This window comes from Dietzia sp. SLG310A2-38A2, assembly GCF_014145095.1.
In the GTDB taxonomy this organism is placed as follows: Bacteria; Actinomycetota; Actinomycetes; order Mycobacteriales; family Mycobacteriaceae; genus Dietzia.
Genome location: NZ_JAALDX010000388.1, coordinates 1 through 10,153, shown reverse-complemented (window position 1 = coordinate 10,153; position 10,153 = coordinate 1). Strand labels below are relative to the sequence as shown.

Genomic DNA, 10,153 nt, shown 5'->3' with positions numbered 1-10,153 from the left:
AACCCCACCACTCCACGGGACTTACCCCACTTGCTTGGCCGTCGGCCACCGCGGCATCATCGGCGGAGGAGCCTGGGACTCGAAGCGGAAGACGCTCGCGAACCGCGTGCTGCCTATCGCCTGGGATCGAGTGACTTGGGTAGCCGACAACTGGCGGGACTGACGGAGCAGCTTGACGTGGGGTCATCCTTCTCTCCTGCACTGCGGGCTCCGCGGAGGGAACCTTAGCGGTCGCAGTTCGGTGCAGCGCCGACCTGAAGGTGGACTACGGCGTGACCTGCACCGCTTGCGGCCTCGCCATCTGCGATCCGGTGCCATTCGCTTCCCAGCCGGGCATTCTGGTCGGCGAAAGGGCCCGCTGGCGGCGCCCCGAGTCGCACTGTCCAGGGTCGGCTGCTGAATAGGCAGGCGGTGAGAGGGAAGATAATCGACCGCGGGCTACTGCGCACGCAAACACACGGAGTTACAATGGCCGTGCAGAGAGAGTGGTTAAGATGAGTGACACGCAGAAGGGTTCCCGCCCGGATTCCGGGTCAGCTTCGCTGCCGGGTGCCTTACACGGGATCGACGAGGCCGCCCACCAGATGATCTACGCGTCTGTGACGAACATGCCCCACGTGTTTGCGGACGGTGAGGTTTCCAGAATCACCGCCAATGTGACCAACGCACTCAGTTCGCAGCGCGCCGATTTGAGGGCAGCTGAGGTGCTGCCCTCCTCGGTGTCTGAGGCGGACGTTGAGGCTCTCGCCCCGATAGTCGCGGTCATTGCCGACGTCATGGGCAAGGAGCTGCGCGACTCGATGCATCGAGTGAACGGCGCAGTGCTCGACTCGATGCGGCGAGTACAGCTGGCCCGCACGACCCCCGTTAGCCGGCGTGACAGTGACTTTCTTCGGGACCACGCTGGCCTGGACGACCCCTCCATACTCGACGACTGGTCGGCTGAGAAAGAAGACCAGCGTCGCAGCGAGATCGTCGTGGCCAGCGCGGTCCAGTTCGTAGCAGACACCCTCAGCAGAGAAGAAGCGGGTGAGCTGCTCGACGTCGACGACACGAACGTTTCTCGCCGCGCCAAAAAGGGCCAGCTATACGCGATTTATCGCGACGGTAGGCCCCGCTACCCGCGGTGGCAGTTCCGGGACGGTACGGCCCTGCCGGGACTCGCCCCGATCGTTGCCTGCCTTGAGCGGCTCGAGCTGGATCCGGTGTCTGTCGCGACGTTCATGGTTCGTCCCAACGACGAACTCGACGACCACAGCCCCGTCGACTACCTTGCTGCCGGCGGCGAACCGGGAGCAGTGGTCGCGCTCCTTGACGCTTGGGCCCGCTCTTGACCGGCAGATCCAAGGTCCCCCGGCGCCCCAGTCGGCCGTTGGAGTGGGACGCCTCCGACGTTCTCACTCGTGATGTCGACCAGGTGCTGTGGCGGATCCACAAGACCCGCGGAGCGTATCCCACCGCATGGAGCGATTACCGCACCTTCGGGCCCCTGCCTGGACTGAGGTGGGATCCCCACCCGCCCGGCCAGCCCGCGCATCACCACGGCTGCGGGGTGCTCTACACCTCTTACGACCTGAACACCTGCCTCGCCGAGGTGTTCCAAGCCGGCAACCGGATTGACACCACCGGTGCCAGCCCCTATGCCACGGCCTGGTGCCCGACCCGCCCCCTGCGATTGCTCGACCTCACGGGGGACTGGCCACTACGAATGGGAGCGGCCCACGCCTTGCTGTCTGCGCCGAAGTCGACGTGCAGAAACTGGGCCCATGCCATCTGGGACGCATCACAGACCTCGGGACATCCCGTCGATGGACTCGAAGTGCGCTCCACAGTGACCGGAAAGAACATGCCCGTTCTGTTCGACCTCAGCCAAGGCGCGCTACCCCCAGCCCCCGACTACACCTCACCGTTGAGCGGACCACAGATGCTCACCCTCGTCGACCACTTCGCCAACCGCCACCAGTGGACCGTCACCTGACTGTTTTCCAGCGCGGGTTGCCGGAAACGGAGCGGACACCTGATTAGAAGTGGACGGCGACGGGTCTCGGTCGCCCGCGGTCACCCGGAGCCGGCCGCGGTCAGGTGCGAGCGCAGGACCTCGGTGACGCGTTCGGGCATCTCCACGGTGGGAACGTGGGCGGCGGGGGAGAGGGTCACGAACTCGGCCCCCGGGATGCCGGCGGCGAGCTCGCGGACCACGTCGGGCGGAGTGGAGGGGTCCTCGTCCCCGGCCACCACGAGGGTGGGGCAGGTGATCCGGCCGAGGTCGGCGCGCCCGTCCCAACCCGACAGGGCGTCGCAGGCCGCGGCGTACCCCTCGGCGCTGGTCGCCACGATCATCGTGCGGAGAGCGTTCACCAGTGCGGGATCCTGTTCGGCGCGGCCGGGGGTGATCCACCTCGCCACCACCCCGTCGGCGACGGCCCCGGTGCCACCCTCGCGGACCGCGGCCGCACGCTCGACCCATCCCGAGGGCTCGCCGAACTTCGCCGCCGTGCACAACAGGGCTGCAGACCGGACCCGGGTGGGCTCGTGGACCGCGAGCCATTGCGCCAGCGCACCTCCCAGGGAGAGCCCGACCACGTGGAAGCGGTCCACGCCGAGGGCATCCGTCAGGGCGAGGAGATCGCGGGCGAGATCGGCGATCGTGCACGGCCCCGGAATCACTTCGGAGCCCCCATGGCCACGGTGGTCGACGGCGATGACCGTGTGGTCCCGTGCCAGATCGCGCACCTGGGCGTCCCACATCGACCGATCCGACCCGAGGGATCCGAGGAGGACGACTGCAGGGGCATCCGCTGACTGCGGGCCGCTGACTTCGTGAGACAGGGTCGCGGGCATAGGGCGAGTCCTTTCCTGGAGCTGTGCCGGGTCCGAACGGGACCGGGTGACGTGCGACGTGCACCGCGCCACTGGTCAAACCTACGACGTACGGACGCGTGTGCGAAGGGCGAGCGTCGGGCGAGGTCGGCGCCCCGGCCGTACGCCACCCGCGCCACCCTGAGCCAGACCGGAACCCGGCCGCGCGGCACCGACCGGCCCCGGGGCGAACAACGGGTGTACGGAGGCTCGCGCGGTCAACGGGGTGCCGGTTCCTCACTACTGTGGGGGCCGACCCCGTCGTCGCCAGAGGAAGGTCCCCGCGCATGAGCTCCACCGCCCCGGTCACCGTCACCGTCACCGGTGCCGCCGGAAAGATCGCCTACTCCCTGCTCTTCCGGCTGGCGTCCGGTCTGGTCTACGGCCCCGATACCCCGGTCCGCCTGCGACTGCTGGACATCCCCTCGGCGGTCACCGCCGCCGAGGGCGTGGCGATGGAGATCGAGGACTGCGCGCTGCCGCTGGTCGACTCGATCGATATCACCGACGACGCGACCGCGGCGTTCGACGGCTCCAACGCCGCCTTCCTCGTCGGGGCCATGCCGCGGGGCAAGGGCATGGAGCGCTCCGACCTGTTGAGCGCCAACGGCGCCATCTTCCGCGACCAGGGACGCTCGATCAACGCCGGCGCCGCGGACGACATCCGCGTGGTGGTGGTGGGCAACCCCGCCAACACCAACGCCTACATCGCCCACAAGCACGCCCCGGACGTCCCGGCCGGTCGGTTCACCGCACTCATGCGGCTCGACCACAACCGGGCGTTGAGCCAGCTCGCCACCCGACTGGGCGCCCCCGTCGGCGACCTCGACGGTGTGGTGGTGTGGGGGAACCACTCGGCCACCCAGTTCCCGGACGTCTCCTACCTCACCCGCGCCGGTGAGCCCGTGACCGCCGGGCTCGGGCGGGAGTGGCTGGCCGAGACCTTCATCCCCCGGGTCGCGAACCGGGGATCCGAGATCATCGCCGTGCGGGGCTCGTCGTCGGCCGCCTCCGCGGCAGGAGCCGCCGTCGACCAGATGCGTGACTGGGTGCACGGCACGCAGGGGGAGAGCTGGACCACCGTCGCGCTGCCCTCCGAGGGTCAGTACGGCACGGTGCCGGGCGTGGTCACCGGTTTGCCCTGCCGCAGCCGCGGCGGGGAATGGGAGGTCGTCGAGGGTCTGGGAATCGATGACTTCCAGCGTGCCCGCATCGACGCCTCGGTGGCCGAGTTGATCTCCGAGCGCGATGCCGTGCACGCCCTCGGCCTGACCGACTGACCCCGGGGGCGGGGCCCGGGCGGCGTGTGTGGGGTCCCGGCGCGGACGGCCTACGATGGTCGGGTGACGACTGCAGCGACTCCCGGCCCCGAGACCGACCGCGCGGACTCCCTCCCCGCCTCCTGGAACCCCGGCGAGGTCGAGTCCGAGCTGTACCAACGCTGGGTCGACTCCGGCTACTTCGAGGCGGACCCCTCGAGCGACAAGCCCGCGTATTCGGTGGTCCTCCCGCCGCCCAACGTCACCGGCAACCTGCACATGGGCCACGCGCTCGATCACACGCTCATGGACGTGCTCACCCGTCGCAAGCGCATGCAGGGCTTCGAGGTGCTGTGGCTGCCCGGCATGGACCACGCGGGAATCGCCACTCAGACGCTCGTGGACCGCAAGCTCGTCGCCGAGGGGATCGACCGGCACGAGATCGGTCGCGAGGCCTTCATCGAGAAGGTCTGGGAATGGAAGCGTGAGTCCGGCGGGACCATCGGCGAGCAGATGCGCCGACTCGGCGACGGGGTCGACTGGTCCCGCGAGCGGTTCACCCTGGACGAGGGCCTGTCGCGGGCCGTGCAGACCATCTTCAAAGAGCTCTACGACCAGGGCCTGATCTACCGCGCGGAGCGACTGGTCAACTGGTCGCCGACGCTGCAGACCGCGATCTCGGACATCGAGGTCAAGTACGCGGATGTCGAGGGCGAGCTGGTGAGCTTCCGCTACGGCTCGATGGACGACGCGCAGCCGCACCTGGTGGTGGCCACGACCCGGCTCGAGACGATGCTGGGCGACACGGCGATCGCCGTGCACCCGGAGGACCCGCGGTACGCCCAGCTCGTGGGCACCGAGATCGAGCACCCGTTCCGCGAGGGCTGGACCATGCGCGTCGTGGCGGACGACCACGTGGACCCCGAGTTCGGGACGGGGGCCGTCAAGGTCACGCCCGCGCACGACCCCAACGACTTCGCGATCGGCCAGCGCCACGGGCTCGAGATGCCCACGATCATGGACGCGGCCGGCCGCATCGCCGACACCGGGACCCGCTACGACGGGATGGACCGGTTCGAGGCGCGCCGGGTGATCCGCGAGGACCTCGCCGCCCAGGGCCGGATCGTCAAGGAGGTGCGCCCGTACCTGCACTCCGTCGGACACTCGGAGCGCTCCGGCGAGCCGATCGAGCCGCGACTGTCCCTGCAGTGGTGGGTCAGGGTCGAGGAGCTGGCCCGGATGGCCGGCGACGCCGTGCGCGACGGAGACACGGTGATCCACCCGAAGAGCCAGGAACCGCGCTGGTTCGACTGGGTCGACGACATGCACGACTGGTGTATCTCCCGCCAGCTGTGGTGGGGCCACCGCATCCCCATCTGGTACGGGCCCGACGGCGAGGTCGTCTGCGTGGGAGTGGACGAGCAGCCGCCCGCCGGGTACACGCAGGACACGGACGTGCTCGACACGTGGTTCTCCTCCGGACTGTGGCCGTTCTCGACCATGGGCTGGCCCGACCGGACCGCCGACATCGAGCGGTTCTATCCGACCTCGGTGCTGGTCACCGGGTACGACATCCTGTTCTTCTGGGTGGCCCGGATGATGATGTTCGGCACCTTCGTGGGTCGCACCCTGACGGGTGACACGTCCGCCCCGGGGAAGGTCCCGTTCACCGACGTGTTCCTCCACGGGCTCGTCCGCGACGAGCACGGCCAGAAGATGTCCAAGTCCAAGGGCAACGGCATCGACCCGCTGGACTGGGTGGACCGCTTCGGCGCCGACGCCCTGCGCTTCACCCTGGCCCGGGGCGCCAACCCGGGCGGTGACCTGTCCGTGGGCGACGACGCCGCGCAGGCCTCGCGCAACTTCGCGACCAAGCTCTTCAACGCCACGCGGTTCGCGTTGATGAACGGCGCGAAGGTGGGCGAGCTCCCCGAGGCGTCCGCACTCACCGACGCCGACCGGTGGATCCTCCACAGGCTCGGCGAGGTGCGACTGTCGGTCGACGACGCGCTGGACCGCTACGAGTTCTCCAAGGCCTGCGAGGCGCTCTACCACTTCGCGTGGGACGAGGTGTGTGACTGGTACCTGGAGCTGGCCAAGGTCCAGTTCGGGAACGACGACGAGGCGCGCAGCTCCGAGCGGGCCGAGCACACGCGGCTCGTGCTGGGACACGTGCTCGACGTGGTGCTGCGGATGCTGCATCCCGTCATCCCGTTCGTCACCGAGGTGCTGTGGACGGCCCTGACCGGACGCGACTCCGTGGTGATCGCCGACTGGCCCTCCGACGTTCTCCCGGCAGAGGGGGCCACGGAGTCGGTGCGCCGGGTGGCCGACGCCCAGACCCTCGTCACCGAGATCCGCCGCTTCCGCTCCGACCAGGGACTCAAGCCCGGCCAGCGGGTGCCCGCACGCGTCACCGGGGTCGATCGGGCGGATCTGCCCGCCGACCTGCTCGACCAGGTGGCCTCGCTCGCTCGGATCACCCCGGCCGGGGACGACTTCACCGCCACCGCCTCGCTGGAGGTCCGGCTGGGGTTGTCCACGGTGGGGGTCGAGATCGATACCTCCGGGACCATCGACCTGGCCGCCGAGCGTCGCCGCCTGGAGAAGGACCTCGCGGCCGCGCGCAAGGAGCTGGAGACCACCGGCGCCAAGCTGGGCAACGAGGCGTTCCTCGGCAAGGCCCCCGACCACGTGGTGGACAAGATCCGCGTGCGCCGGGATCTCGCCGAGACCGAGGTCACCAGGATCTCCGCGCGACTCGAGGGCCTCCCGGCCGGGAGCACCGCCTGATGGCGGGCCACCGGTGGCTCGAGCCCCACGACCCGGACGAGGGCTGGGACACCCCCACGGAGGAGGACGTCGCCGAGATGCTCGGTGAGGAGGGCCTGGTCTCCGGGGTCTCCCTCGGCGGGCCGCTGCCCGGGGACGAGGACGGTGAGGACCACCAGGAGCCGCGCCCGATCCCGGAGGTCGGCAGCCCCGAGTGGCAGGCCGACACCGCAGAGCTCGCGGCAGTCGAGGAGGAACTGGCCACCCGGTGGCCGGAGACCCGCCTCGAACCGAGCCTCGACCGGATCGCTGAGCTCACTGGCGTCCTCGGGGACCCGCAGCACGCCTACCCGGTCGTCCACGTGGCGGGGACCAACGGCAAGACCTCGGTCACCCGGATGGTCGACGCGCTCTTCCGGGCGCTGCACCAGCGCACCGGGCGCAACACGAGCCCGCACCTCCAGACAGTCACCGAGCGCATCGCCCTGGACGGCGAGCCGGTGACTGCGCGTCTGTTCGTGGACACCTACCGCGAACTGCAGCCGTACCTGGAACTGGTCGACCAGCGCTCGGAGTCCGGTGGCGGACCGCGCATGAGCTATTTCGAGGTGATCACCGCGATGGCCTTCGCGGCCTTCGCCGATGCCCCCGTGGACGTGGCCGTGGTGGAGACCGGCATGGGCGGGACCTGGGACGCCACCAACGTGGTGCGGCCGGCCGTGGCCGTCGTCACCCCCATCGGCCTGGACCACACCGACTACCTGGGCGACGATCTGGCGACGATCGCGGGGGAGAAGGCGGGGATCATCCAGCCGGGAGCGGAGGACGAGCTGCTGCCGCGGGACCCGATCGCCGTGATCGGCCGCCAGGAGCCCGAGGCGATGGAGGTACTGGTGCGTCGCGCGGTCGAGGTGGGCGCGGTGGTGGCCCGGCTCGGCTCGGAGTTCGACGTGGTCGAGCGTCGCCTCGCGGTGGGCGGACAGCAGCTCACCCTGCGTGGGCTCGGGGGCGAGTACCCGGAGGTGTTCCTGCCGCTGTTCGGTGAACACCAGGCCGAGAACGCGGCCACCGCGCTGGCCGCCGTCGAGGCGTTCTTCGGCGCGGGTCCCGACCGGTCGCTGGACCCCGAACTCATCCGCGCCGGATTCGCCGCCGTGGACAACCCAGGCCGGCTCGAGCGACTCAGCTCGAGCCCGACGGTCCTGGTGGACGCAGCGCACAACGGCCACGGCGGTCGCGCACTCGCCGAGGCGGTCACCTCCGAGTTCGACTTCAAACGGCTCGTCGCCGTGGTGGCCATGCTCGACGGAAAGGACGCCGACGCCTTCCTCGCGGCCCTCGAGCCGGTGGTCGACGAGGTCGTCATCACCAGGACCGGGTCGCCGCGCGCGATGGCGCCGGGCGACCTCGCCCGAATCGCCGAGGACCGGTTCACCGCCCAGCGGGTCCACGTGGTGGACACCCTGCCCGACGCGATCAGCGCCGCGCTGGACCTGGTGGGGGTCCCCGACCCGACCGCCGACGACGACGTCTCCGGAGTCGGAGTGCTGGTGACGGGATCGGTGCTCACCGCGGGGGCCGCCCGCAGCCTGTTCGGAAAGGACGCACAGTGACCGACCCCGGCTCAGCCGAAACCAGATCATCCGACACCGGTCCTGTCGATCCCGGGGCCACCGACCCCAGGTCCAGCGCACACGAACCCTCGGTGGATCCGTGGAAGGGCCTGCGGGGGATCATGGCCGGGACACTGATCCTCGAGGCGATCGTGATCGGCCTGGTGCTCACGGTGATCGCCCGGGTCGACGACGGGGAGCACTTCCAGCCCTGGAAGGTGTGGTTCGTCAGCCTGCTCGCCGTGGCGATGGTCGTGGCCAGTGGGCTGCAGCGGCGCCCCTGGGCGATCCCGCTGAACCTCACCCTCGCCGGACTGGCGGTGGCGGGGTGGGCCGTGCACTGGTCGATGGGCGTGTGTGGCCTGATGTTCGCGGCGGTGTGGGCCTACATCCTCTATCTGCGGCGGGACCTGTCGCGGCGGATGGCGGGCGGCTACCTGCCCAGCCAGCACGACTGACGGGTCCCGGGTACTTGTAGCATTGCGGCCGTGACCGAGAGAACCTTTTTCCTCATCAAGCCCGATGGCGTCCAGCGAGGCCTGACCGGCACCATTCTCGCGCGAATCGAGGCCAAGGGCCTCAGGCTCGTGGCCATGGACATGCGCCGGGTGCCACAGGAGACCGCGGCCGCGCACTACGCCGAGCACTCCGAGCGTCCGTTCTACGGCGACCTGCTCGAGTTCATCACCTCCGGGCCGGTCGTGGCCGGTGTCGTCGAGGGGCCGCGCGCGATCGCCGCGTGGCGCCAGCTCGCCGGCGGGACCGACCCGGTGGAGAAGGCCGCCCCCGGGTCCATCCGCGGTGACTACGGTCTGGAGACCCAGTTCAACCTGGTCCACGGGTCAGATTCCGAGGAGTCCGCGGCACGTGAGATCGAGCTGTGGTTCCCCGGACTCTGATCTGAGTTCATCACCAGAGATCGCGCTACACGCGCCCGTCGGTCCCCGGATCGGCGGGCGCGTTTGGCATCTCACCGCGCCCGCGCGGCGACGGATCGTCGGCGTATGTGGGACAATGGCCGGAGCCCACATTCTTGGCGAGCGGACCTCCAGTTCGCCCCGGATCGGGCGCCCGCCCTCCGCGGGCCGGATCACACCGGAATCGCGGACCACAAGACATAGCCCCACCCGAGGTGGGGCCCAGAGAGAAATGCCGACCCCGTGCGGCGGCGTGGGTCACCGGAGTCCCTTCGGTGACGTGATCGCGCCCGGAGTCCGGCCAGAGGAGACACGTGTCGGATTCGAACCTGACCATCGACGATCTCAACGCGCTTCCGGAGAAGATGCGCGCGCACGCGGCCGCCAAGGCCGTGGGGATGACCAGCAAGGAGTTCCTGGCCGCCATGGCCGGCATCGGCGTGGAGGTCAGGAGCGCCCAGTCCGGGGTGACGCGCGAGGTACTGCTCACCTGGTTCGCCGGCCGCGAGGACAGCGGCGAGACGACCTCGGAGGCGGCCCCCGCCCCCGAGGACACCCCGGCGGAGAAGCCCTCCCGCACGGCGCGCGCCGAGAAGGCTCCGGCGAAGAAGGCCCCCGCGAAGAGGGCGGCGGTCGACAAGGCTCCCGCGGAGGAGCCAGAGGTCGACAAGGCTCCCGCGGAGAAGGCAGCCGCAGAGAAGGCTCCCGCGAAGAAGGCGGCGACCGAGAAGGC

The 10,153-nt window shown here is 70.0% G+C and carries 8 protein-coding genes and 1 pseudogene; 8 read left to right on the top strand and 1 reads right to left on the bottom strand.

Annotation, left to right across the window (positions count from 1 at the left end; translation table 11 throughout):
- Window positions 1-494 precede the first annotated feature (494 nt).
- On the top strand, window positions 495-1,334 hold the full coding sequence (locus G6027_RS13545; RefSeq protein WP_182637627.1) for a hypothetical protein: 840 nt from the start codon (window positions 495-497) through the stop codon (window positions 1,332-1,334).
- Window positions 1,335-1,417: 83 nt separating this feature from the next.
- On the top strand, window positions 1,418-1,978 hold the full coding sequence (locus G6027_RS19360; RefSeq protein ID WP_346995736.1) for an RES family NAD+ phosphorylase: 561 nt from the start codon (window positions 1,418-1,420) through the stop codon (window positions 1,976-1,978).
- Between the two features lie 80 nt (window positions 1,979-2,058).
- Here the strand turns inward: G6027_RS19360 and pcaD are convergent, their stop codons facing one another.
- Window positions 2,059-2,841, bottom strand: coding sequence for a 3-oxoadipate enol-lactonase (gene pcaD, locus G6027_RS13535; protein WP_182637625.1), 783 nt, complete (start codon window positions 2,839-2,841; stop codon window positions 2,059-2,061).
- A 305-nt stretch (window positions 2,842-3,146) separates the two neighbouring features.
- On the opposite strand from pcaD, the gene G6027_RS13530 reads away from it, so the two are divergent.
- From G6027_RS13530 to G6027_RS19355, 6 genes and pseudogenes are all read left to right on the top strand, one after another.
- Complete coding sequence (locus G6027_RS13530) at window positions 3,147-4,139, top strand: malate dehydrogenase (protein ID WP_182637624.1); 993 nt, start codon at window positions 3,147-3,149, stop codon at window positions 4,137-4,139.
- Between the two features lie 63 nt (window positions 4,140-4,202).
- Window positions 4,203-6,911 (top strand): valine--tRNA ligase, encoded by a 2,709-nt coding sequence (locus G6027_RS13525; protein WP_182637623.1) that lies wholly within the window; start codon window positions 4,203-4,205, stop codon window positions 6,909-6,911.
- On the top strand, window positions 6,911-8,503 hold the full coding sequence (locus G6027_RS13520) for a folylpolyglutamate synthase/dihydrofolate synthase family protein (RefSeq protein WP_182637622.1): 1,593 nt from the start codon (window positions 6,911-6,913) through the stop codon (window positions 8,501-8,503). The genes G6027_RS13525 and G6027_RS13520 overlap by 1 nt, the downstream gene beginning before the upstream one ends.
- Before the next feature lie 122 nt (window positions 8,504-8,625).
- Window positions 8,626-8,961 (top strand): DUF4233 domain-containing protein, encoded by a 336-nt coding sequence (locus tag G6027_RS13515; RefSeq protein ID WP_346995735.1) that lies wholly within the window; start codon window positions 8,626-8,628, stop codon window positions 8,959-8,961.
- Between the two features lie 30 nt (window positions 8,962-8,991).
- Entirely contained in the window at window positions 8,992-9,402 is a 411-nt protein-coding gene (gene ndk / locus G6027_RS13510; RefSeq protein ID WP_179524932.1) for a nucleoside-diphosphate kinase, read from the top strand.
- Between the two features lie 332 nt (window positions 9,403-9,734).
- Window positions 9,735-10,153 (top strand): annotated as a pseudogene (locus G6027_RS19355) (ribonuclease E/G); the annotation flags it as partial.